Raw genomic sequence first — 22,885 nt, 5'->3', positions numbered from 1 at the left:
AGCTTTATCATTATAACTTATAGTAAATAGAATTTCCAATAGAAGGTTTGTTTCAATATAAATTTATTGGTAGGTCAAATTGCATAGAAAAAGGAAGCTGTCAGTTCAGCTTCCTTCTGTTATTTTCGGCTCTATAATATTTGTAGTGGGTAAATCCCCTATGGATATCATGGAGCCTATTTTGTTGTAGAAAAAAGTCCCATAAGATCTATAATGAAAAGCAACCAAACCATCATTAGAAAGAATCATATGGAACAATTACATTTTATCACAAAACTACTCGATATTAAAGATCCTAACATCAAGATTGTGGATATCATCAATATGGATATACACAAGGAAATCATCGCTAAACTGGACTACGATGTGCCAGATTGCCCTGATTGTGGAAGTCTGATGAGGAAATATGACTTTCAAAAACCGTCTAAAATTCATTACCTTGAAACGACTGGTCTGCCTACTAGAATTCTCCTGAAAAAGCGTCGTTTCAAGTACTATCAGTGCTCAAAAATGATGGTCGCTGAAACTTCTCTACATCTTAGCTTTTCTTCAACCCACTACAGTTGATAAAGAACCTTTTTTTGGAGATAAGGGACTATTGTCCCAGCCTCTTTCGTTTATTCTTCTCTAAATCCTTGTAACTTTAAACCAGCAATCAGAGTATTCGGTTTCTTAAAGTCTTCTACACTATCCTCAAGCGATTTAAAGAAATAAGTCTTTTTAACTCTATCCATATCTGCTTTCTCAAGGTCAAGATCGATAACTATTCTCATCTTTTTATTATCGGTGATAAAATATTCAACCTTAACACCTGGCTCGTCCTTGATTTCAAGATACTCTGGAGAGCTTTCCGCAGCTTCGCGAAAGACTTCTTGAAATTCTTCCAGAGTAATTTCTGCAGGAATTTCCTCTCCAAATTCTCCCAACATATCCATCTTGTATCGTTTTACAACATCTGTGTAAACTAAAGTCAGAGTAACATCGGAGTTATCAATTCTTCCTTTGAGAACTTTGGTCGTTTCCTTGATTTCTTCTTTCACCTGACTTGACTTTGTAGATGAATCAACCGAACTTGCTGTACTACTTGAATCTGTTTTTGCGGTGTTGGTTTGACCACAGCCAGCAAGAGCAAGTAACGCCGCAAAAACTAATCCTAAAACTTTCTTCATTCAAAGTCTCCTATTCCACACTGAAAAGATATGGATATACAGGTTGTTGACCTTGGTGAATCTCTACTTCAACATCTTCAAATTCTTCTGCGATTTCTTGGGCAATTTCATTGGCAAGTTCTTCGCTTCCGTCTTCACCGACATAGAAAGTCACGATTTCACTATCTTCGTCCAACATATGTTTCAAAGTTTCTGTCAAGGTTTGGTGCATGTCAGGATTTGACACGAGGATTTTCCCATCTACCATACCAAGATTGTCATTTTCATGAATTGCTAATCCATCGATAGTTGTATCACGAACGGCTGTTGTTACACTACCACTTACGACATCACCAAGGGCTGCAGTCATGCGTTCTTTGTTTTCTTCGATTGATTTGCTTGGGTCAAAGGCAAGAAGGCTGGTCAAACCTTGAGGAATTGTACGTGCTTCTACCACAACTGCAGGTTGTTCAAGCACTTCAGCCGCAGACTGAGCTGCCATAAAGATATTTTTGTTGTTTGGCAAGAAGATAATGTTGCGAGCATTGACCTGTTCAACAGCCTTGATAAAGTCTTCTGTTGAAGGATTCATCGTCTGACCACCTTCAATGACATAATCCACACCTTGGGCACGGAAGATATCTGCTAAACCTTGACCAGCTACTACTGCGATAAGGGCGTATTCCTTCTCTTCAGCTGGCTTGCTGACTTGAGCTTCTTTTTCTACTTGAGCTTCGTGTTGGTTGCGCATATTATCTACTTTAACCTTGACCAAGCTACCATATTTAAGGCCTTCTTGCATAACAAGACCTGGATCTTCTGTATGGACGTGGACTTTGACGATTTCATCATCGTTGACGACAAGAAGAGAATCCCCTAGGTCATTCAAGTAGTTGCGGAATTCATCATAGTCAAAATCTTTGGCATAAGTTGGACCTTGTTTAAGGGCAACCATAATCTCAGTACAGTAACCAAAAGTGATATCTTCTGTTGCGACATGTCCAGCTACTGACTTGTGGTGTTCAGCATTGATCATTTCACCCATATTAGCTGGAGTTGCTACAAAGTCCTCAGACGCACTGTATTCACCAGTAAGAGCTGATAGGAAACCTTCGTAGATGAAGACCAAACCTTGACCACCTGAGTCCACAACACCAACTTCTTTCAAAACTGGAAGCATGTCTGGTGTTTTGGCAAGAGCTGTTTTAGCTCCTTCCAAGGCTGCACGCATGACCTCAACAGCATCATCTGTCTGTTCCGCTTTTTTCTTGGCACCAATGGCAGCACCACGAGAAACTGTCAAAATAGTTCCTTCGACTGGTTTCATAACGGCCTTGTAGGCTACCTCGACACCAGATTGGAAAGCAAGAGCCAAGTCTTGACCTGTTAACTCGTCTTTATCTTTGATAGCTTGAGAGAAGCCACGGAAAAGTTGAGACGTGATAACTCCTGAGTTTCCACGCGCACCCATCAAGAGCCCCTTAGCAAGAATGCTCGCCACTTCTCCAACTGTAGAAGCCGGCTTATCTGCTACTTCTTTGGCACCATTTTCGATGGTCATTCCCATGTTTGTCCCAGTATCTCCATCTGGAACTGGAAAGACGTTCAATGAATTGACATATTCTGCTTGCTTATTCAAACGAGTTGATGCAGCCTGCACCATCTCTTGAAATAAGCTGGTAGTAATTTTTGACACGATTATTCTCCTACAACTTTGATATTTTGAATGTAGACATTCACAGTCTGAGCAGTAATTCCTAGTTGGTTTTCCAAACTAAAACGAACGCTCTCTTGGATGTTTTTTGAGACTTCACTAATCTTTGTTCCGTAGCTCAACACGGTATAAACATCAACTGCAATGCTGCCATCCTCGGCTGCTTTTACGACAACGCCTTTTGCATAATTTTCCTTACCAAGAAGGGCTTGGAAATTATCTTTGAGGGCATTTTTACTAGCCATACCGACCACACCAAAAATCTCAGTTGCTGCACCACCTACAACGGTTGCAATCACTTCATCTGTCAGTTCGATTTGACCATCTTTTGTATTAATTTTTACAGTCATTTTTTTTACCTCAAATTGTTGATACTCTATTTTATCATATTTCAGCCCAAGTGTAAAAGCAGAATGCTGTATCGGCGGATATTTACTCTATTTTTCAAATGGTTTTATACTTAGAGCAAAAGAAAAAGACCAGTTAGGTCTTTTCATTTTTATTAAACGCGTTCAACTTTACCTGATTTCAAAGCACGAGCTGAAGCCCAAACTTTTTTAGGTTTACCATCGATAAGAACAGTAACTTTTTGAAGGTTTGGTTTTACGGCACGTTTTGTTTGGTTCATCGCGTGTGAACGGTTGTTTCCTGATACAGTCTTACGACCTGTAAAGTAACATACTTTAGCCATTGTGTTTTCCTCCTATTAGATCTAATATAGCGGATGTGCTAGCACCACATACCGTACTATGTTATCACACTTTCTTGAATTTATCAAGGGCCTAAACTATTTTTTTATTTAACATAAACAACGCCAAGTTTACCAAAGGCCACTTCTCCACGAATAATCAAAGTTTTACTAGTCGGCGCTAGAGGAGCGTCCGCCTTAGCTGCGCCAAAGGATGTTTCTACTTTCAAGTCTACACGCCAGTGTTGCGGAACATAGACTGTTGCATTACCAAAAGCCACTTCGATATTCAGAGTAGCAAAATCACCTAACATCTCTGCGTTATCATAGTAGATTTTTGCATCTCCAAAAGCGACTTCAACTTGGTCATCTACAAGATCTTGATCTTGTTTATAAAAGGTTCCACTACCAAAAGCGACTTCCTTATCTGTGACGACTGTTCGCTCACTGTTGTACCACCATTTTTTGCCGTACCAAAACTTACTTGAATGCGTCAGATAGCCAACTCCTAGCACTGCTAAGATACTAGCCCAAAACAAAGACTGGTTTGGAATAGGAAAAATGTTATAAAAATGATTCGCAATCATTAAGGCTACTAGAGCGGTAAAAACTGCTGATGTTAGATGACGACGAAGCAAAGCTTCAACTGATTGGTAAGCAAAAAAGGCGATACCAATCAAAGGCCATATCTTACCATCCAAAGAAGGAATGCCAAAATTTCCTTGCAGCAAGATCCAAGCTGCTAAAACCAATAAAACAATACCAAATGCTTTCTTTTTCATGTCTGTTACCTCATGTTTCTTAGATTTTCTTTTAGGAGGGATTGGTAATGCCGTGAGACATGAACCTCCTTGTGGGTCTGATAAAAGGAAATGGTGCCCGTTCCTGAAAAGGACTTGTCCACTGAATAGATCTGACGGATGTTTGCGATCGTTGACTTGGATACTCGACTAAAATAGCGAGGCAAGATGGACTCCAACTCATAAAGCTTGAGACGTACTTCATAGGCTTCCTTCTGGTTATGAGCGTAGATCTTGCTCCCTTCTGTTTCAAAGAAGAGAATTTCTGAAAGGTCTAGGTAATATTCACCTGTCCCCTTGTAAAAAGTCAACCTCGGAGCCTTTGACTCTTGCAAGAGTCGCTGCAAATCTGCAATTTCATCTGTCAAAGCAGGGGTCTTGATGACAATTTCAGTTTCTTCTAAATTGTCGTCAATCTCAATTCGTAACTTCATCACATCTCCTTTCTGACTCTACTATATCAAAGCTAAATGAGGAATACAAGGGCAAAAAAGCAAGTGGTCAATTTGAAGCAGTAAGTGGTTGTAGGACTAGCTTGACTTACATGTCAAAATAAGAAGAAAAGGAATCCCCACACCAGACCACAAGCATAGCCAACCAAGACATCCTTGGGATAATGAACACCACCTAGTACTCGGATCAAGGCTAAGACTCCTGAGCAAATAAGCAAGATCGTTCCGATCAAAGTCCAAGCATGGAAACAGGCCATGGAGATGATAGTTGCCGAAAAGACATGGCGACTGGGCATAGACTGTCCCGAACTATCCTTGTCAAGTAAGGGGTCAATGTCCCAAGTTTCATAAGGGCGTGGGTGATTGATTTTCTTACGAAACAGGGACAAAGTCACAAAACCTGATGCAGGAATAAGCACATAAACCTCAACTTGCTGACCAAGTCCTAGTTGCAGGTAAGTAGTGACTAGCAAGATCAGATAGACCAGGGGCATAGCTACTGTCATCAAACGATTGAAATTAAGCAATAGAAATAAAAGGGTGGGATGGCTAGTTAGTTTGGAGCTAAGGTTGCTATACCATTCTTGATAATTTTTCATGTATACTTCTCATTATCATTTTATTTTTACCTCTAGGTGAGGCGCTTGTCTTCTAGTATAGTGCAGAAAAAGAAGGCCGTCAAGCCTTCTGAGGTTTATTCTTCTGCTTCGTCTTCTGTAAATTGACTATTGTACAAGTCGGCGTAGAAGCCACCTTGCGCCATCAGTTCCTCATGGTTGCCTTGTTCAATGATATTTCCATCTTTCATGACAAGAATCAAGTCGGCATTTCGGATAGTAGACAAGCGGTGGGCAATGACAAAGGATGTGCGTCCTTCAATCAAACGGTCCATGGCTTTTTGGATCAATTCCTCTGTCCGTGTATCAACAGAAGAAGTCGCCTCATCCAAAATCAAGAGTGGCGCATCTTTCAACAAAGCACGAGCGATGGTCAAGAGCTGTTTCTGTCCAACAGACAAGGTTACGGTGTCATCCAAAATAGTATCGTAACCATCTGGCAAGGTCATAATAAAGTGGTGGATTCCCACAGCCTTGCTGGCTTCCATCATTCGTTCATCACTAATCCCTGTTTGATTATAGATGAGATTGTCTCGAATCGTTCCTTCAAAGAGCCAGGTATCCTGCAAGACCATTGAGAAGGCATCGTGCACTTCTGAACGCTTCATAGCCTTGGTATCCACACCATCAATGCGAATACTTCCCTTATCAATCTCATAGAATTTCATCAAAAGATTGACAATGGTTGTCTTACCAGCCCCAGTCGGTCCAACAATGGCAATCTTTTGACCAGCATGCGCTGTCGCAGAGAAGTCATGGATGATGGTGCGTTCTGGTGTGTAGCCAAAGGACACCTGATCAAAGACCACTTCACCTTTCATGTTGCTCAATTGTCTGTCCTTATGAGATTCATCTGCCATTTCCTCTTCATCTAGAAATTCGAAGACACGTCCCATGGCTGCGCTAGCCTGTTGAAGACTGGTAATTCCTTGGGCAATTTGAGAAAGGGGTTGAGAAAAGATACGCACGTAAGCCATAAAGGCAACGATAATCCCGATACTGATGTGCCCATTCAATGCCAAGGCTGCACCAACGATAATCACCAAGACGTAGCTAAAGTTTCCAATGAATATCATGATTGGCATCATAATTCCTGAAATAAACTGAGATTTCCAAATACTGTCATATAGGCGATGATTTAATTTCGCAAATTCTTCTTTAGTGCTCTCGATAGCATTGTAACTGGTCACCACATTATGGCCAGAGTACATCTCCTCCACATAGCCATTTACAGCTGCCAAATCCTGTTGCTGACTCTTAAAAAAGCCCTGTGACTTGCCCATAAAGACGGACACGAAAACGAAACCGATAAGAGTTGAGACAACGGTTACCAGTGCCAAAATCCAGTTCATGTCAAACATGGTAATCAAAACAGCAATCAACAAGAAACTAGCTGAGATAACTGTCCCTAGACTTTGGTTAAGAGACTGAGCTGCTGTATCCACATCATTGGTCACGCGCGAAAGGGTATCCCCTTGAGAATGACGGTCAAAATAGCCTAGAGGCAAGCGATTGATTTTTTCCGCGATAGCCTTCCGCAAACGTTGTGAAAAATGTTGGATACTCGTTGAAAAGATATAGGCTTGTGTATAGTTAAGGATAATACCAAGCACATAAAGGATAACCAAAAAGCTAGCAATACTTGACACAGCCTCCAGGTCAATTCCAGTCATCAAGCCATCTGAGATTAAGTTGGTGATTTCTTTTATCTTGGTTGGTCCATACACCGTGATGATACTAGAACATACAGCTGCGACAACTGCGACTAGTAGGGGAAGTTGGAGACCTGCTAGAAAAGGTCTACACTGTTTCCATAAGGACATTTTCTTATTTTCCATGTTCCAATTCCTCCTTCGATAGTTGTGAATAGGCAATTTCTTGGTAAACTTCATTGGTAGCTAGAAGTTCCTTGTGGGTGCCTTGTCCTACGACTTTTCCTTGATCCAATACTAAGATCAAGTCTGCATCCATAATGGTAGAAATCCGTTGCGCTACGATGAGCTTGGTCATGGATTGTGTTTTTTCAGCGAGTTCTTGGCGCAAGATCCGGTCTGTCTTGTAGTCCAAGGCCGAGAAGGAATCATCAAAAATGAGAATTTCAGGCTTCCGAGCCAAGGCGCGTGCAATGGCCAAACGTTGTCTTTGACCTCCTGAGAAGTTGGTCCCACCTTGGGCTACTTCTGAGGCCAGGCCTGCTTCCTTATCCTCGATAAAGTTCTTAGATTGAGCTAATTCCAAGGCTTGCCACATGGCAGGTTCACTTAGAGGACTTTCTTGACTCTTACCAAAGTCTAAGTTTCCCTTAACATCTCCAGAAAAGAGCACAGCTTTTTGAGGGATATAGCCGACTTTATTGCGCAAATCTTCCAAGTCGTAATCTTGCACATTGACACCGTCGACTAAGATTTGACCAGCTGAGACATCATAAAAACGAGGTAAGAGATTAACAAGTGTCGATTTCCCAGATCCAGTTGAACCAATAAAAGCAATGGTTTGCCCTGCTTCGGCTTTGAAAGTAACCTGTTCCACAACTGCTTCTGAGTTTTGAGAGTAGCGGAAGGTTACATCACGGAATTCCACTTGACCTTTCACAGAAGGGTTTGCCGTCTGTGGGTGACTAGGATTTTCAATAGAAGAATGCAGATCCAATACTTGATTGATACGCCCAGCAGAAACCAAGGCACGAGGAAGGACGATAAAGAGAGCACCCATGAGCAGGAAGCCCATTACGACCTGCATAGCATAGGACATGAAGACCACCATATCGCTAAAGAGGGGCAGACGTTCTGTCAAACTTACATCGTTGATGATATAGGCACCAATCCAGTAAATAGCTAAACTTAATCCACTCGAAATCCCCATCATAATGGGATTCATAATGGCCATCAAGCGATTGACAAAGAGATTGAGACGTGTTACCTCATCGTTGGCTGCTTCAAATTTTTCATCTTGATAATCTTCCGCATTGTATGCACGAACAACTCGAATCCCCGTCAAACTTTCACGAGTGATACTATTGAGTTTATCTGTCAATTTTTGGATGACCGATTGTTTTGGAAAGGCCAGAGTCATGAGAACAGTGGTCATCAAAACATTGACAATAACAGCCACAACGACCGCCCAGAGCCAGTATTCCGATTTCCCAAGGATTTTTCCAATGGCCCAGATAGCCATAATCGGCCCACGAGTAACCACCTGGAGTCCCATGGTAAAGAGCATCTGAACCTGGGTAATATCATTGGTCGTCCGAGTCAAGAGACTTGGGATTGAAAAACGTTTGATCTCTGTCTGCGAGAAATCTAGAACACGATTAAAAATATCGCTTCGTAAATGAGTTGTGTAAGACGCTGCAACGCGAGCAGCAAAGAAACCAACCATAACAGATGAAAAGAAAGCCAATAAAGACAATCCAATCATCTTCGCAGCTGGTGACCAGAGTTCACCCAACTGCGTTCCAGACGTTCCTAGTAATTCTGTAATTTGCGAAATATAAGTCGGTACCTCTAACTCGAGATAGACCGAGAAACAGGTAAAGAGAACAGTCAGGAGAATCATGCCCCATTCTTTTCCTGTAATACGTTTAGCGAGTTTCTTCATTCTCTCCTCCTATCTTCTCAACATTTTCTTGCAATTGCCCGAGTACCTTTTCAAAGATTGCGAGATTCTCTTCAGAAATGCCTTCAAGTAAACTACGGTCAATTCGATCAAAGAATGATTTGATTTGATTTATTTGAGAGCGTGATTTTTCGGTCAAATGAACAAATTTCGCCCGTTTATCACTTGGACTGGTCTCCAACTCCACCAAACCATTTTGTACCATACGCTTGACCAAATTACTAGCAACAGACTTGGTAATATTGAGTTCCTGCTCGATATCCTTAATCAGGACCAGTTCATCTTTTTGTTCACAATGATCTAAAAAACGCAGAACCTGCCCTTGCGGTCCACCCATAAATTCAATACCACATCGCTTGGCTTCCTTTTGCACCATGAGGTGAACTTGATGCCCAAAACGTTTAAAGACCAAAATCGGTTTATCCATATCTGCTTCCTCCCAAATAAAAATAGTTCTCTTGAGAACAATTAAGTTTCCATGAGAACTATTTTATCATTTTCAGAAAAGATGTCAAGAAAAAAGTTTCTATGAGAACTATCCTGGTCAGAATTGACATTAGCAGATATTTTCTCTATAATAAGCACTAACTACTGTGGATTGATATCCATTCACTCGATGAAGGGAGAAAACTTTCAAATGAAACCAGAAGAACAAAAAGTTTTAGGGATTTTGGCAACCATTTTTGGAGCCATTTCACTTTTAGGATCCTGGATCCCGTTTATTAACTATCCATCGTTGTTCATCGGCATCGTCGCTTTAATCCTAGGGATTATCGGCCTTATCGTTAACCTCAAAAAACGAAAAACAATGGCCATTATCGGAACAGCTCTATCAATTGCTTCTATTGTCCTTTTCTTTACAACCCAGATACTGTACGCTAATGTCTACAATGATTTTGTCAGGGAATTGAACCGCTCCTACAGAGAGGCCAGTGCCTCAATGGAACGCGAAGAAGAAAGTGACTTGACAGATGATAGCAGTGATTTCATCCCTGAAGAGGAGGAAGAGGATTCCTTCACTTGGACCCAAAAAGAGTTTGACGACTTAATCGAAGGTGACCTTGACAACAAAGGAAAAGGTGGCACCAACTACAAGGATATTATCAAAAAACACGGACTGCCAGACTCCGAGTTTGACTCCACTATTGGGGGTTACAATACGAGAAAAGTCACCTATATCTCCATTGGTGACAAAATTAAGACGGTTACCCTAACTTTTGCAAAAGATGACAATGGGCGACTCTTGCTCGTCCAAAAACATGCAGTCGGTCTAGGTCTAGGAAAAAGCAAGCAACAAAACGATTCTGAAAGCAGAGTCTGAGCTCCAATATAAAAAGCGAACAGCTAGTAGGTCTGTTCGCTTTTTATATTAGAATCCATCCACATTGGTATAGATCTTTTGTACATCTTCGTCGTCTTCAAGGACGCTGTAAAGTTTTTCAAAAGTTTCAAGGTCATCGCCTGACAATTCCACTTCTGACTGAGGAATCATCTCAAGTTCTGTCACTTGGAATTCTTCAATGCCTGACTCACGAAGAGCAACGATAGCCTTGTGAAGGTCAGTTGGAGCTGTGTAAACAGTGATTGTTCCATCTTCTGCTTCGACATCATCCACATCCACATCAGCTTCAAGCAAGAGTTCAAAGATAGCATCCGCATCTTCACCAGCAAATACGATCACACCCTTGTTATCAAAGAGGTATGAAACTGAACCTGAAGCACCCATGTTTCCGCCATTTTTACCAAAGGCAGCACGGACATTGGCTGCAGTACGGTTGACGTTTGACGTCAAGGTGTCAACGATCAGCATAGAACCATTTGGTCCAAATCCTTCGTAACGTCTTTCTGTAAAGGTTTCGTCTGTGTTTCCTTTTGCTTTATCAATCGCTTTATCGATAACGTGTTTTGGCACTTGGGCTTGTTTAGCACGGTCGATAACGAATTTCAAAGCAGTGTTTGATTCTGGATCCGGATCACCTTTTTTAGCTGCTACATAGATTTCTACACCAAATTTTGCATATACTTTAGAGTTAGCTCCATCTTTAGCCGTTTTCTTGGCTACGATATTGGCCCATTTACGTCCCATTAGGAATCTCCTTTTTTCACATTTTAATCTTTCTTATTATAACACAAGTCCATCTGATTTTCACTAGAGGAAATGGATTTTCTTTCGTAAATCCAGCTAGGATTGTTCCTTAGCTGCCAAGATTTCCTTACCTTCTTTTATCAAGGGGTGACGGAAAAGAGAGAAGTAAAGTTGGATAGTCATGGCAACCCAGATAAGAGGTTCACAGAGGATGACTCCCCTATAGCCTGCCCAAGGGATAATCAAGACCACAAAAACGATTTTGCCGATTAGTTCGATAAAACTAGATACCAGAGGCAGGATTTTTTGGCCCAAGCCCTGCAAGCAATTGCGATAAATCAACAAGAGACTCAAAATCGGATAAAAGACTGAACTGATCTGCAAGTAGAGGCTACCATTTTCAATCAAGTAACCATCCGTTGAACTGACCAAGAAGGAAATCAAGGTCGGACTAGCAAAAAAGAGAAAGATACAGACAAAGCCTGCCCAGGACATGCTCAGGCGACTGCCGATTCGAAGACCTTGAACAATGCGGTCAGATCGCTTAGCCCCGAGATTCTGAGAAGCAAAGGTTGTCATGGCAGAAGAAATAGCCGTCATGGGAAGCAGAGCAAAGGCCATAATGCGTCGCGCCGCTGTTTGAGCACTAATAATCACGGCTCCAAAAGTATTGACAGAAGACTGTAAAATCACACTACCGATAGACACAATCGAACTCATCAAGCCCATAGCCAAACCTTGCTCCAAGAGATCCGCATACAAGGCCTTGTCCCATTTGAAATGCTTGAGTTGAGGGAGCAGTTCTGGAACACTCTTACGGATATAGAAAAAGCAAAGAACCGCTGATAACCCTTGTGAAATGATGGTAGCAAGCCCCGCAGATTGAACACCCAGTTGCAGTTGCGTAATAAAATAGAGATCGAGAATCACATTGACCAGAGCAGAGAAAATCAGAAAACCAAGCGCAGCCAGACTGTCACCAATAGATCGCAACAAGCCAGCAAAGAGATTATAGGCAAAGCTAACTCCGACACAGGTCACAATCATGGAAATATATTGATAGGATTGGGGGAGGATTTCTGCAGGGGTATCTAAATATTGCAAGAGTGGATATAGGCCAACGAATCCCATCAGCATAACTAAAATACTTAGAAGTCCTCCTAAAATCCAGGTTGCAGCAACCGCTTCTTTGATTTTGGTGAAATTACGAGCCCCATAATAGCGGGCAATGACGATCCCCATGCCATTTCCAACACCAAGCGTAAAGCCTATAATCAAGTCAAAAATGGCCGTTGTTGCTCCTACTGCTGCCAAGGATTCTTGGCCAAGAAATCGCCCTACAATCAAGACGTCAGCCGTATTATAAAGCTGTTGAAAGATATTAGACAGCAAGATTGGAAAGGCAAAGCTTAACAGCGAAGGAAGGATTGGACCATTGACCAAATCCACTTTTCTTTTCTTATTCATAAACCTATTATATCAGCTTTCTAGAGGAGCGACAAGGATTGCTTGGCTTTCTTGAAATCAATTGCCTACCGAGAGACAATTTGCTATAATCAAGAAAAGGAGGTCATTTATGAGTTTGACCAGTCAATTAATAACCGATGCATTTCCAGATCTTGATAAGGTTGAAAAGCTCAACAATGAAGCTTTCCCCGAAGAGGAACGCGTGCCTTTATCCGAATTTTTACGCTATCAGGATCGAGATGACGCCCACTTCTTTGCCTTTTATAACCAAGAAGAGTTTGTTGGATTTGCTTTTGCCATCTCCAATCAAAAAGCCTTTTATATCAGCTTTTTTGCCATCATGCCCCACTTGCGAAGCCACGGGTACGGAAAGGAAATTATCGAAAAACTGACTGATTTTTACCAGCGAACCATGTTGCTTGAAGTCGAGCGCTTAGATGAAGAATGCGATAACTTGGAACAAAGGAAGGCTAGAATGGACTTCTATCGGCAAAATGGCTTTAAAACAGCCAACGCTTCCCTTGAGTACGATGGTTTGAGTTTTGAAATCCTCTATCGTGGCGATCACTTTGACGAAGAAGCCTATCGTGACATCTTCCAGAAATTGCAAGATGAACATTACTTTGACTTTCATATCGAATACAGACGCTTTAGTGATCATTAGTTCGTTTGAGTTAAATAAAAAAGTAGCAGAAAATCTGCTACTTTTATTTTTATTCTTCAATTTCGATTCCAAGATCATCGCCAAGGTCAAGTGTTACTTCTTGGTTAGAAGTCGTCTCCGCTACTGGACTATAATCAGAAGCTTCTTCATCTTCAATCAACCCATATTGAACACGGACTTGATGGTCAATAGCGTCAAAGATTTCCGGATGATCTGCCAAGTATTTCTTAGCATTTTCAGATCCTTGCCCGATTTTTTCACCCTTGTAAGAGTACCATGCTCCCGCTTTTTGGATGATATCGAGATCACTTGCGATCTTCAAGAGCTCACCAGTCTTAGAAATCCCTTCTCCGTACATGATTTCAACAAAGGCTTCCTTAAATGGTGGAGCCACCTTGTTTTTCACGACCTTGATCTTGGTTTCCTTACCGACATTGGTGTCTTTTTGGTCACCAGTTCCCTTAATCTGTGTGCTTCCACGAACATCCAAACGGACTGAAGCGTAGAATTTCAAAGCACGTCCACCAGGTGTTGTTTCTGGATTTCCAAACATGACTCCAACTTTTTCACGCAACTGGTTGATAAAGATGGCAATTGTTTTGGTTTTATTGATAGAAGCTCCGAGTTTACGCATGGCCTGGCTCATCATACGAGCTTGTAAACCAACGTGGCTGTCTCCGATATCACCATCTATTTCTGCACGAGGCACAAGGGCCGCAACTGAGTCGATAACGACTAAGTCAACTGCACCTGAGTCAATCAATTTCCCTGCAATTTCAAGACCTTGCTCACCTGAGTCTGGTTGTGATAAGAGCAATTCGTCAATATTCACACCAAGGGCTGCTGCATAGGCTGGATCAAGGGCATGTTCCGCGTCGATAAAGGCAGCGATACCGCCTTCTTTTTGAGCTTGCGCAACAGCGTGAAGGGCAACTGTTGTTTTACCAGATGATTCTGGTCCATAGATTTCGATGATACGTCCCTTAGGATAACCACCTGAACCAAGAGCAATGTCTAGAGCCAATGAACCTGAACTCATCACTTGAACTTTTTGCTCCGCGCGCTCACCCAAGCGCATGATTGAGCCTTTACCAAAGTCTTTCTCAATCAATTTAAGAGCATCGTTCAAGGCTTTTTCACGATCAGCTCCAAATTTTTTTCCGATTTCATCTAATTTTTTTGTTGGTTTTTTCGCCATTTTGTTCTCCTATATTCTACTGGTCCTTAGACCTATCTTTTATTATACCAAAATTTAGTCACTTAATAAAGCCTTGCGAACTAGGTTAAAGGCATGCATAACCGCAATATGACGAACATCTGCACGGCTCCGTCCTGCGATATTCGCCTTGATAACCTCTGTTCCTTTTGCATGCGCCAAGCCGATAAAGACGGTTCCAGCTGGATGCCCCTCTAGGCTATCTGGTCCTGCCACACCCGTCAAACTAACTCCGTAGTCAGACTGAGTCTTGAGACGTGCCTGCTCTGCCATTTTTCGAGCGGTAAACTCAGAAACGACCCCGTGTTCTTTCAGCTCTTGCTCGGAAATATCCAACATCTTGGACTTTTCTTCTAGACTGTAAGTAACAAAACCGCCATTAAAGATAGATGACACACCTGAAAAGTCTGCTAATGTCGCTTGAAAGAGACCTGCCGTCAAGCTTTCTGCCGCAGTAATGCTTTTCTGTCTCTTCTTTAGCTCTTCTACAACGACACTTGCTAGGCTGGTTTCTTCCCCATATCCATAACAGATGTCTCGCAGTGACTGTCCATCGAAAGTCTGGCGATTCAAAATTTGGTTCTCCAAGATGTCCAAGGCTTGATCAGCCTTTTCTTGACTGACTGCTTTTGTAGACAAGCGCAAGGTCACCTCTCCCGTTTTGGCATAAGGAGCCAAAGTTGGATCAGTTTGTTGGTCAATCAAGTCCGCCAAAATAGTCACCAACTGACTTTCTCCAATTCCAAAGAAACGGAGCACTCGTGAATAGAGCTTAGCACCAGTCATTAACTTGGGTAAGAGCTGATTTAAGATCATGGGTTTCAACTCACTAGGAGGTCCTGGAAGGACCACGTAAGTCACGCCGTCAGCTTCCGAAACTCCTCCGACAGCTAAGCCTGTCTCATTTGGCAATGGGGTTGCCCCTTCTACAATTTGAGCCTGCCTCTCATTATTGGGGGTTCGCGCATAGTCTGGTCTTCGAGCAAAAAAGTGATCGAGTTTTTCCTGGGCTTGAGGATCAAACACCAAGGCTTTTCCCAAAAATTTTGCCAACGTTTGTTTGGTCAAATCATCTTCAGTTGGTCCCAAGCCTCCTGTCAAAATCACAAGATTGCTACGTTGACTGGCAATCTCAAGCAAGGACAAAAGACGAGCTTCATTATCCCCAACAGCTGTTTGGAAGTAGACGTCTACCCCGATTTCGGCTAGTTTCTCTGATAAAAACTGAGCATTGGTATTGACAATCTGCCCTGTCAAAATTTCCGTTCCTACAGCAATAATTTCTGCTTTCATTTTTCCTCCTACCTATCTATTCGGATTCTTTTTGAAAAAATCGCAGGAAGTTTCCCACGATTTAATCTTTTTTATTCTGTTTCTTCGCTTGAAGAACTAGTACTTGATGAAGGTCCAGGTCGACCAAATGCCGTCTCGTAAAGAACAACATTGGTTTCCAACTCAGTCACTTCCTCTTTACCTAGTGAACGACGTAAAAGATTTTGCATTTCGAGCATATGTTCTGAGGTGACAATTTGATAAGAAATCCCCTGCAACTCAGCATCTTCCCCACGCAATTGATGCGTTTCGATATTCTTGAAGGAATCCTGATAGCCGAGCAATTGTGGAATGCTCTTGGCTGAAAGATCTACGTTGGTCTGCATATTGTTGCTCAATGCTTTGAGGATGCCTTGATAGTGGCTCACACTGTTTAGGCTCAAAACTTTCTCAACGATCTTTTGAATGACTTCACGCTGACGTTTTTGACGACCATAGTCTCCTTCAGGGTCTTGGTAACGCATCCGTGAATACACCAGGGCTTCCTCACCATTCAAGGTTTGTTCTCCAACACCAATGGAAATCTTATTAAACTCTTCTTGGTCAGCAATCGAAATCGGGAAACCGAGTGTATTGTTGACGGTGATTCCCCCAACTGCATCCACCAATTGTTGAAGACCTTGCATATTGACCATGACATAGCGGTCTATATGGATATTCATCATCTTTTGAATAGTAGAAATCGCCAGTTCCGCACCGCCATTGGCATAGGCAGCATTGAGTTTGGCTTCCTGAACTTGGCCGTTTCCAAGGTCAATCTTAGTTAAAATATCCCGTTCCAAACTCATCATAGTGGTTTTCTTTGTTTTGGGATTAACCGTCAAGAGAATCATAGAATCACTATTCCCCACCCATGGATCTGTACGTTCCACATTTCCCGTATCTACCCCCATCAAGAGGATGGTCAGAGGCTCAGTCGCTTCGATAACGTTGGTTTCTTCACCAATCTTTTTATAAGTCTTTTCACTCAAGGTTGCTGTTCCTTGTTGGAAAATGGTGTAACCATAAACCGCTACACCTACAACTGTTACTGCTAGAAAAGCTAGCACCATTCCAATTAATTTTTTGATCATCTCGTTATTCATCTATCAGTCTGCCCATAAGGCAAACATCTAAAAATGTCCCTTCTGCTAAATAGGCTCCTCTTTCTTGCAAGCCTTCTGTGATAAATCCCATTTTTGAATAGAGGTGGATAGCGGCCTCATTTCGTTTTTGCACACTTAGTTGTAAGCGACGCAAAACAGCACTGGCTTTAGCCCACTCAATACCTTCTTCTAGAAGTATGGTAGCCAAACCTTGGTTCCAAAATTTCTTTTGAATCGCCAAAAAAACATCTCCAATATGCCGAACCCTTACACGCTGATCAGCAGTGATATTCAAAACACCTGCAATCTCATCATTCAGCAAGGCGAGGAGAGTAATTTGATTTTCTGAAGCAGCTTGTTTTTCGATGAAAAGAGCCATATCAGACGCAGTCATCCCTATGCCATGTTCATCCAAGCTAGTGAAGTCTGTCTCTCGACCGACTTGATTTAAAAATGCAACCAAAGCTGCGGCATCTTGAATCTCAGCCTCACGAATACACAATTCATACTCCATCCTGAAGCTCCTTAATTAGGTGTTCAGCCCGAGAACCATGAGCTGTAAATAGAAGGCAACGACCCTCGGCTTCTTTCAAAATTTCCAACTCCAAGTAGGAATCTGGTAAATCCTCACCCAAAAGATGCCCCCACTCGATAACAGTTACACCACCACCAAAGAGAAACTCATCCAAGTCAATAGAATCAGCGTCCCCTTCGATACGGTAAACATCAAGGTGGTAAAGTGGCAAACGCCCTTCGTACTCTCTGACAATGGTATAGGTTGGACTTTTAATCATCTGACGGATATCCAAACCCTTGGCAAGGCCTTTTGTAAAGGTTGTTTTACCCGCGCCCAACTCGCCCGTCAAGATCAGAACATCGTCTTTTTGCAGGATACGGCCTAATCTTTCTCCGAGAGCTAGAAGCTCTTCTTCATTTTTTGTGTGCATGCTACTATTATACCAAAAAGTTTCCTTTTGTGTGAATTTTCTTTACAAACTTACTATAATGATTTTAAAGAATTATCCTCTACTTAAAAGAATAGAAAAATCGCAAAAACAAACAGGATATCCCGAATCAGATGGCTATAAAAGGAAATTTCTCTGTGAAGGCATTCTGGGAAAAGAAAACGTGCGCATAGAAAACCAATGCCGACATACAGGAGAATCGAGGAAATGACAAAAGGATTTCTCAAGAAAAACATCGTAGCTAGAACAGAAACAACGACTGTTTGCTTTTTATTAAGGTGATTTTCTATATCTCGAAAAATTTTATCAAAAGGTAAGAAAATCAATAGATCTACTCCTAGCAAGAAAAAGAAGGAGGGTAAAAAGAGGTCAACCAGTTCCTGCTGCATCTTGCTAGTAGTTTGGATGCTTTCTGAGAGAAGCAGACAGGTTGCCAGAAGATTGACTACTAAAAGAAGGCCATAAATAAGACTCACTTTCTTTTGAACATGTAAAATACTGTGCTTTGACTGGTCTGCTGTATGGAAATAATTTACCCCAGCACAAAAAACAGAAATTCCTACTATCAAAATTAAAAAATAAGCATTGGTCTGCTTCAAAGATAAAAAAGATTCTTTCCATAATAAGCAACTAGCAAAACTAATCTGGATGACCGCAGCCAACAATAATAGGCGAATTGATTTTATCATTTCTTATCCCTCCATATAAGGGATTATACCCTGTAAGGAATGTGAAATGAAGAATGCCCTCTCAAGTGTTCTTTTTTTGTGCTCAACTGACCAAAAAACAGCTCTGTTGTGCACAAAACTGTTCTTTTACCAGTCTAATCCTTAAACCAGAGAGCAATTTCACGTTTTGCAGAAGCTTCCGAATCGGAGCCGTGAACTACATTTTGAATGGCTTGATTGTCTCCTGTCGCTCTAGCAAAATCTCCTCGGATAGTTCCAGGCGAGGCTTCTTCTGGACGAGTAGCTCCCATCATAGTCCGCCAGGTTTCAATCACTTTCGGACCTGATAGAATGCCTACCACTACTGGTCCTGAAGTCATAAACTGACGGATAGGAGGATAAAAACTTTTTTCAACCAAGTCTTGATAGTGTTGGTCAATCAAATCTTCTGAAACTGCTGAACGCAACTCTAATTTTTCGATTTTGAAACCGCGTTCCTCAATTCTTTTCAGAACCTGACCAATCAGACCTCTTTTCACTCCATCTGGCTTAATGATAAAGAATGTTTGTTCCATATGGACACCTCCTTGGCATTTTAGTTCTTCTATTCTACCACACTTTATGGAAAAGTGGGAAAATTTTCTGAAACAAAGCAAAGAGAACCCAAAGGTTCTCTTGTTTGCTTTTATTCTACTGTTTCTTCCACTTGGATTTCCACAGCTTCATCTACTGGAGCAAGTTCTGTCTCTTCTTGTTCTGGAGCCAGATAGGCTGCTTCATTGATAGCTTGTGGTTCAAGGTTACGGTAGCGAGCCATACCAGTACCTGCTGGGATGATCTTACCGATGATAACATTTTCCTTGAGTCCAAGGAGATGGTCTTTCTTACCACGGATGGCCGCATCTGTAAGGACACGGGTTGTTTCCTGGAAGGAAGCCGCTGACAAGAAACTGTTGGTTTCAAGTGAGGCTTTGGTGATTCCCATAAGAACTGGGCGACCAGTCGCTGGAACTCCACCTGCGATAAGAACATCTTTGTTGGCATCTGTAAAGTCGTTGATGTCCATGAGGGTACCCATGAGGAGGTCTGTGTCACCTGGATCCATGACACGAACTTTACGGATCATTTGACGAACCATTACCTCGATGTGTTTGTCACCGATTTCTACCCCTTGGCTACGGTAAACTTTTTGTACTTCACCGAGAAGGTAAGTTTCAACTGACAAGACATCACGAACAGCAAGGAGACGTTTTGGTTGGATAGAACCTTCTGTCAATGCTGCACCGCGAGAGACTTGGTCTCCAACTTCGACACGCATACGTGCTGTAAATGGTACCACGTATTCGCCTTCTCCAGTTTCACCCTTAACGAAGACTTTCTTAGTACGAGTTGAAGCGTCTTCTTCAATAGCAGTAACTTGTCCTTTAACCTCTGTGATGACCGCTTCCCCTTTCGGATTGCGGGCTTCAAAGATTTCTTGGACACGAGGAAGACCCTGAGTGATATCGGTATTTGAGGCAACCCCACCCGTGTGGAAGGTACGCATGGTAAGCTGTGTACCAGGTTCCCCGATAGATTGGGCAGCGATTGTACCAACTGCTTCACCAACTTCAACCGCATCACCAGTCGCCAAGTTGATACCGTAACAGTGACGGCAGACACCATGACGAGTGTTACATGTAAATACGGAACGGATAGTCACTTCTTCCACACCAGCATTGACAATTTCACGCGCCTTGTCTTCTGTAATCAACTCATTTGGACCGATGATCACTGCACCAGTTTCTGGATGTTTAACAGTTTTCTTAGTGTAACGACCGTTGAGGCGTTCTTCGAGAGACTCGATCATCTCTTTTCCTTCTGCGATAGAGCGGATCAAGAGACCACGGTCTGTTCCACAGTCGTCCTCACGGATGATAACGTCTTGGGCAACGTCAACCAAACGACGAGTCAAGTAACCTGAATCGGCTGTCTTAAGGGCCGTATCGGTCATTCCTTTACGAGCACCGTGAGTTGAGAAGAACATTTCGAGTACTGACAAACCTTCGCGGAAGTTTGAAAGGATTGGCAATTCCATGATACGTCCGTTCGGAGCAGCCATCAGACCACGCATACCGGCAAGCTGTGAGAAGTTGGATATGTTACCACGAGCTCCAGAGTCCATCATCATAACGATTGGGTTCTTCGGATCTTGGTTGGCAACCAAGCGTTTCTCCAATTTTTCACGAGCTGCACGCCATTCAGCGGTAACTGCATTGTAGCGCTCGTCGTCTGTGATCATACCACGACGGAATTGTTTGGTGATTTGTTCTACACGTTTGTGTGATTCTTCGATGATTTCAGCCTTGTCTTCAACGACTGGGATATCGGCAATACCCACTGTCAAACCTGCAAGAGTTGAGTGGTGGTAACCGAGGTTCTTCATACGGTCAAGTAGGGCAGATGTTTCTGTCGTACGGAAACGTTTGAAGATTTCAGCGATGATATTTCCAAGGTTTTTCTTCTTAAATGGCGGGTTGAGTTCAAGGTTGCGAATTGCTTCCTTGATATCTCCACCTAGTGGCAAGAAGTACTTAGCTGGAACACCTTCTGTTAAGTTGGCATTTGTTGGTTCTTGCAAGTAAGGCAGACCCTCTGGCATGATGTCATTGAAGAGGATTTTACCAACTGTTGTCAGCAAGACCTTGTGTTTTTGCTCTTCAGTCCAAGGTTTGTTGAGACTGTCTGTTGCAATACCAACACGTGAGTGGAGGTGAACATAGCCATTGCGGTAAGCCATAACAGCTTCGTCACGGTCTTTGAAGACCATTCCTTCACCTTCACGACCAGCTTCTTCCATGGTCAAATAGTAGTTACCCAAAACCATGTCCTGAGATGGAGTAACAACTGGTTTCCCATCTTTCGGGTTCAAGATATGCTCAGCAGCCAACATCAAGATACGAGCTTCTGCTTGGGCTTCTTCTGAAAGTGGTACGTGGATGGCCATTTGGTCACCGTCAAAGTCGGCATTGTAGGCTTCACAGACAAGCGGATGCAAGCGAAGAGCTTTACCGTCAATCAAGACAGGTTCAAAGGCTTGGATACCCAAACGGTGAAGGGTAGGTGCGCGGTTCAAAAGTACTGGGTGTTCTTTAATCACTTCTTCGAGGATATCCCAGATACGTTCATCTCCACGTTCTACCAAGCGTTTAGCCGCTTTAACGTTTTGCACGATGTCACGAGCGACAATTTCACGCATGACGAAAGGTTTAAAGAGCTCGATTGCCATTTCACGTGGCACACCACATTGGTACATCTTAAGAGTTGGACCAACGGCGATAACGGAACGTCCTGAGAAGTCAACACGTTTACCGAGCAAGTTTTGACGGAAGCGTCCTTGTTTCCCTTTGAGCATGTGGCTCAATGATTTGAGTGGACGGCTACCTGGCCCTGTGATTGGGCGGCCACGACGACCGTTGTCAATCAAAGCGTCAACCGCTTCTTGAAGCATACGCTTCTCATTTTGAACGATGATACCTGGTGCATTCAACTCAAGCAAACGAGCCAAACGGTTGTTACGGTTGATAACACGACGGTAAAGGTCGTTCAAGTCAGATGAGGCAAAACGGCCACCATCCAACTGCAACATTGGACGAAGATCTGGTGGAATAACTGGAAGGATGTTGAGAATCATCCATTCAGGTTTGTTTCCAGACTTGTAAAAGGCATCCAAAACATCCAAACGACGGATGGCTTTGACACGTTTTTGTCCAGTAGCTGTTTTCAACTCTTCTTTGAGTGCCGCAATTTCTTTTTCAAGATCTACTTGTTTCAAGAGGTCTTGGATAGCTTCGGCACCCATCTTGGCAACGAATGATCCATAACCATACTCACGCAAGCGCTCACGGTATTCACGCTCTGTCATGATTGACTTGTGCTCAAGTGGTGTATCCTTCGGATCAATCACCACATAAGCCGCAAAGTAGATCACTTCCTCGAGGGCACGAGGGCTCATATCAAGGGTCAAGCCCATACGGCTTGGAATCCCCTTGAAGTACCAGATGTGAGATACAGGAGCTTTCAACTCGATGTGCCCCATACGCTCACGACGAACTTTTGTACGCGTTACTTCAACCCCACAGCGGTCACAAACAATCCCTCTGTAACGAATGCGTTTGTACTTGCCACAAGCACATTCCCAGTCTTTTGTAGGACCAAAGATCACTTCGTCAAAGAGTCCTTCACGTTCTGGTTTCAAGGTACGGTAATTGATTGTTTCAGGTTTTTTGACTTCTCCATAAGACCATGAACGGACTTTGCTTGGAGAAGCTAGGGTGATTTGCATACTTTTAAAACGATTTACATCAACCACTATTTCTTCCCTTTCTA

At 42.6% G+C, this 22,885-nt stretch carries 22 protein-coding genes and 1 pseudogene; 3 read left to right on the top strand and 20 right to left on the bottom strand.

All coding sequences use genetic code 11. The annotated features are described in order from the left end of the window. Positions 1–249: 249 nt before the first annotated feature. Positions 250–534: pseudogene (locus ACUW6H_RS06080) on the top strand (transposase family protein); the annotation flags it as partial. An 83-nt stretch (positions 535–617) separates the two neighbouring features. On the opposite strand, the gene ACUW6H_RS06075 reads toward ACUW6H_RS06080, so the two are convergent. From ACUW6H_RS06075 to ACUW6H_RS06030, 10 genes are all read right to left on the bottom strand, one after another. Next, on the bottom strand, positions 618–1,169 hold the full coding sequence (locus ACUW6H_RS06075) for an SP0191 family lipoprotein (RefSeq protein ID WP_096408376.1): 552 nt from the start codon (positions 1,167–1,169) through the stop codon (positions 618–620). 10 nt (positions 1,170–1,179) lie between these two features. Next, on the bottom strand, positions 1,180–2,844 hold the full coding sequence (locus ACUW6H_RS06070) for a DAK2 domain-containing protein (protein ID WP_454362959.1): 1,665 nt from the start codon (positions 2,842–2,844) through the stop codon (positions 1,180–1,182). A 2-nt stretch (positions 2,845–2,846) separates the two neighbouring features. Next, complete coding sequence (locus ACUW6H_RS06065; protein WP_000216432.1) at positions 2,847–3,212, bottom strand: Asp23/Gls24 family envelope stress response protein; 366 nt, start codon at positions 3,210–3,212, stop codon at positions 2,847–2,849. Between the two features lie 152 nt (positions 3,213–3,364). Then, the gene (gene rpmB / locus ACUW6H_RS06060) at positions 3,365–3,553 is read right to left on the bottom strand and encodes a 50S ribosomal protein L28 (RefSeq protein ID WP_001140948.1); all 189 of its coding nucleotides are present in this window, start codon (positions 3,551–3,553) and stop codon (positions 3,365–3,367) included. A 104-nt stretch (positions 3,554–3,657) separates the two neighbouring features. Further along, complete coding sequence (locus tag ACUW6H_RS06055) at positions 3,658–4,332, bottom strand: LiaF transmembrane domain-containing protein (RefSeq protein WP_061407284.1); 675 nt, start codon at positions 4,330–4,332, stop codon at positions 3,658–3,660. 5 nt (positions 4,333–4,337) lie between these two features. Then, a complete protein-coding gene (locus ACUW6H_RS06050) occupies positions 4,338–4,784 on the bottom strand; it encodes a LytTR family DNA-binding domain-containing protein (protein WP_247945940.1) in 447 nt (148 codons plus the stop codon). 113 nt (positions 4,785–4,897) lie between these two features. Next, entirely contained in the window at positions 4,898–5,401 is a 504-nt protein-coding gene (locus tag ACUW6H_RS06045; RefSeq protein ID WP_454362823.1) for a phosphatase PAP2 family protein, read from the bottom strand. Positions 5,402–5,496: 95 nt separating this feature from the next. Next, positions 5,497–7,257 (bottom strand): ABC transporter ATP-binding protein, encoded by a 1,761-nt coding sequence (locus ACUW6H_RS06040; RefSeq protein WP_454362821.1) that lies wholly within the window; start codon positions 7,255–7,257, stop codon positions 5,497–5,499. Then, entirely contained in the window at positions 7,247–9,016 is a 1,770-nt protein-coding gene (locus ACUW6H_RS06035; protein WP_454362819.1) for an ABC transporter ATP-binding protein, read from the bottom strand. Before ACUW6H_RS06035 ends, ACUW6H_RS06040 begins: the two co-directional genes overlap by 11 nt. Further along, positions 9,000–9,461, bottom strand: a complete 462-nt coding sequence (locus ACUW6H_RS06030; RefSeq protein ID WP_454362817.1) for a MarR family winged helix-turn-helix transcriptional regulator — start codon at positions 9,459–9,461, stop codon at positions 9,000–9,002. Before ACUW6H_RS06030 ends, ACUW6H_RS06035 begins: the two co-directional genes overlap by 17 nt. A gap of 189 nt (positions 9,462–9,650) precedes the next feature. Here ACUW6H_RS06030 and ACUW6H_RS06025 point away from each other — a divergent pair, with 189 nt between their 5' ends. Beyond that, positions 9,651–10,355: a DUF4190 domain-containing protein gene (locus ACUW6H_RS06025; protein ID WP_454362815.1), complete on the top strand. Its 705-nt coding sequence runs from the start codon at positions 9,651–9,653 to the stop codon at positions 10,353–10,355. A gap of 48 nt (positions 10,356–10,403) precedes the next feature. On the opposite strand, the gene ACUW6H_RS06020 is transcribed toward ACUW6H_RS06025, so the two are convergent. Then, on the bottom strand, positions 10,404–11,120 hold the full coding sequence (locus ACUW6H_RS06020; RefSeq protein ID WP_454362813.1) for a YebC/PmpR family DNA-binding transcriptional regulator: 717 nt from the start codon (positions 11,118–11,120) through the stop codon (positions 10,404–10,406). A 96-nt stretch (positions 11,121–11,216) separates the two neighbouring features. Continuing rightward, entirely contained in the window at positions 11,217–12,587 is a 1,371-nt protein-coding gene (locus tag ACUW6H_RS06015; RefSeq protein WP_454362811.1) for an MATE family efflux transporter, read from the bottom strand. Between the two features lie 109 nt (positions 12,588–12,696). Here ACUW6H_RS06015 and ACUW6H_RS06010 point away from each other — a divergent pair, with 109 nt between their 5' ends. Further along, positions 12,697–13,251, top strand: a complete 555-nt coding sequence (locus ACUW6H_RS06010) for a GNAT family N-acetyltransferase (protein ID WP_454362809.1) — start codon at positions 12,697–12,699, stop codon at positions 13,249–13,251. A 49-nt stretch (positions 13,252–13,300) separates the two neighbouring features. Here ACUW6H_RS06010 and recA read toward each other — a convergent pair whose 3' ends face one another. The 8 genes from recA to rpoC form a co-directional block, all read right to left on the bottom strand. After that, positions 13,301–14,449, bottom strand: a complete 1,149-nt coding sequence (gene recA / locus ACUW6H_RS06005) for a recombinase RecA (RefSeq protein ID WP_454362807.1) — start codon at positions 14,447–14,449, stop codon at positions 13,301–13,303. Positions 14,450–14,503: 54 nt separating this feature from the next. Continuing rightward, entirely contained in the window at positions 14,504–15,760 is a 1,257-nt protein-coding gene (locus ACUW6H_RS06000; protein WP_454362805.1) for a competence/damage-inducible protein A, read from the bottom strand. 71 nt (positions 15,761–15,831) lie between these two features. Then, complete coding sequence (lytR, locus tag ACUW6H_RS05995; RefSeq protein ID WP_454362803.1) at positions 15,832–16,872, bottom strand: glycopolymer--peptidoglycan transferase LytR; 1,041 nt, start codon at positions 16,870–16,872, stop codon at positions 15,832–15,834. A 4-nt stretch (positions 16,873–16,876) separates the two neighbouring features. After that, complete coding sequence (locus ACUW6H_RS05990; RefSeq protein ID WP_454362801.1) at positions 16,877–17,398, bottom strand: N-acetyltransferase family protein; 522 nt, start codon at positions 17,396–17,398, stop codon at positions 16,877–16,879. Next, on the bottom strand, positions 17,388–17,831 hold the full coding sequence (gene tsaE / locus ACUW6H_RS05985; RefSeq protein WP_454362799.1) for a tRNA (adenosine(37)-N6)-threonylcarbamoyltransferase complex ATPase subunit type 1 TsaE: 444 nt from the start codon (positions 17,829–17,831) through the stop codon (positions 17,388–17,390). The genes ACUW6H_RS05990 and tsaE overlap by 11 nt, the downstream gene beginning before the upstream one ends. A gap of 83 nt (positions 17,832–17,914) precedes the next feature. Next, positions 17,915–18,538 carry a hypothetical protein gene (locus ACUW6H_RS05980; protein ID WP_454362797.1) on the bottom strand — a complete coding sequence of 208 codons (624 nt, stop codon included), beginning with the start codon at positions 18,536–18,538 and terminating at the stop codon, positions 17,915–17,917. Positions 18,539–18,672: 134 nt separating this feature from the next. Next, positions 18,673–19,092 carry a nucleoside-diphosphate kinase gene (gene ndk / locus ACUW6H_RS05975; protein ID WP_454362795.1) on the bottom strand — a complete coding sequence of 140 codons (420 nt, stop codon included), beginning with the start codon at positions 19,090–19,092 and terminating at the stop codon, positions 18,673–18,675. Between the two features lie 110 nt (positions 19,093–19,202). Next, positions 19,203–22,868 (bottom strand): DNA-directed RNA polymerase subunit beta', encoded by a 3,666-nt coding sequence (gene rpoC, locus ACUW6H_RS05970; RefSeq protein ID WP_454362793.1) that lies wholly within the window; start codon positions 22,866–22,868, stop codon positions 19,203–19,205. Positions 22,869–22,885 lie beyond the last annotated feature (17 nt).

The organism is Streptococcus sp. 151470009-6, assembly GCF_053628175.1.
The sequence above is the reverse complement of the archived record's forward strand: the minus strand, read 5'-3'. Positions and strand labels throughout refer to the sequence as shown.

Bases quoted from the DNA above. Each gene is read 5' to 3' on its own strand.
- ACUW6H_RS06075 (WP_096408376.1), bottom strand. From the start codon at position 1,169: ATGAAGAAAGTTTTAGGATTAGTTTTTGCGGCGTTACTTGCTCTTGCT.
- ACUW6H_RS06065 (WP_000216432.1), bottom strand. From the start codon at position 3,212: ATGACTGTAAAAATTAATACAAAAGATGGTCAAATCGAACTGACAGAT.
- rpmB (WP_001140948.1), bottom strand. From the start codon at position 3,553: ATGGCTAAAGTATGTTACTTTACAGGTCGTAAGACTGTATCAGGAAAC.
- ACUW6H_RS06055 (WP_061407284.1), bottom strand. From the start codon at position 4,332: ATGAAAAAGAAAGCATTTGGTATTGTTTTATTGGTTTTAGCAGCTTGG.
- ACUW6H_RS06050 (WP_247945940.1), bottom strand. From the start codon at position 4,784: ATGAAGTTACGAATTGAGATTGACGACAATTTAGAAGAAACTGAAATT.
- ACUW6H_RS06045 (WP_454362823.1), bottom strand. From the start codon at position 5,401: ATGAAAAATTATCAAGAATGGTATAGCAACCTTAGCTCCAAACTAACT.
- ACUW6H_RS06040 (WP_454362821.1), bottom strand. From the start codon at position 7,257: ATGGAAAATAAGAAAATGTCCTTATGGAAACAGTGTAGACCTTTTCTA.
- ACUW6H_RS06035 (WP_454362819.1), bottom strand. From the start codon at position 9,016: ATGAAGAAACTCGCTAAACGTATTACAGGAAAAGAATGGGGCATGATT.
- ACUW6H_RS06030 (WP_454362817.1), bottom strand. From the start codon at position 9,461: ATGGATAAACCGATTTTGGTCTTTAAACGTTTTGGGCATCAAGTTCAC.
- ACUW6H_RS06025 (WP_454362815.1), top strand. From the start codon at position 9,651: ATGAAGGGAGAAAACTTTCAAATGAAACCAGAAGAACAAAAAGTTTTA.
- ACUW6H_RS06020 (WP_454362813.1), bottom strand. From the start codon at position 11,120: ATGGGACGTAAATGGGCCAATATCGTAGCCAAGAAAACGGCTAAAGAT.
- ACUW6H_RS06015 (WP_454362811.1), bottom strand. From the start codon at position 12,587: ATGAATAAGAAAAGAAAAGTGGATTTGGTCAATGGTCCAATCCTTCCT.
- ACUW6H_RS06010 (WP_454362809.1), top strand. From the start codon at position 12,697: ATGAGTTTGACCAGTCAATTAATAACCGATGCATTTCCAGATCTTGAT.
- recA (WP_454362807.1), bottom strand. From the start codon at position 14,449: ATGGCGAAAAAACCAACAAAAAAATTAGATGAAATCGGAAAAAAATTT.
- ACUW6H_RS06000 (WP_454362805.1), bottom strand. From the start codon at position 15,760: ATGAAAGCAGAAATTATTGCTGTAGGAACGGAAATTTTGACAGGGCAG.
- lytR (WP_454362803.1), bottom strand. From the start codon at position 16,872: ATGATCAAAAAATTAATTGGAATGGTGCTAGCTTTTCTAGCAGTAACA.
- ACUW6H_RS05990 (WP_454362801.1), bottom strand. From the start codon at position 17,398: ATGGAGTATGAATTGTGTATTCGTGAGGCTGAGATTCAAGATGCCGCA.
- tsaE (WP_454362799.1), bottom strand. From the start codon at position 17,831: ATGCACACAAAAAATGAAGAAGAGCTTCTAGCTCTCGGAGAAAGATTA.
- ACUW6H_RS05980 (WP_454362797.1), bottom strand. From the start codon at position 18,538: ATGATAAAATCAATTCGCCTATTATTGTTGGCTGCGGTCATCCAGATT.
- ndk (WP_454362795.1), bottom strand. From the start codon at position 19,092: ATGGAACAAACATTCTTTATCATTAAGCCAGATGGAGTGAAAAGAGGT.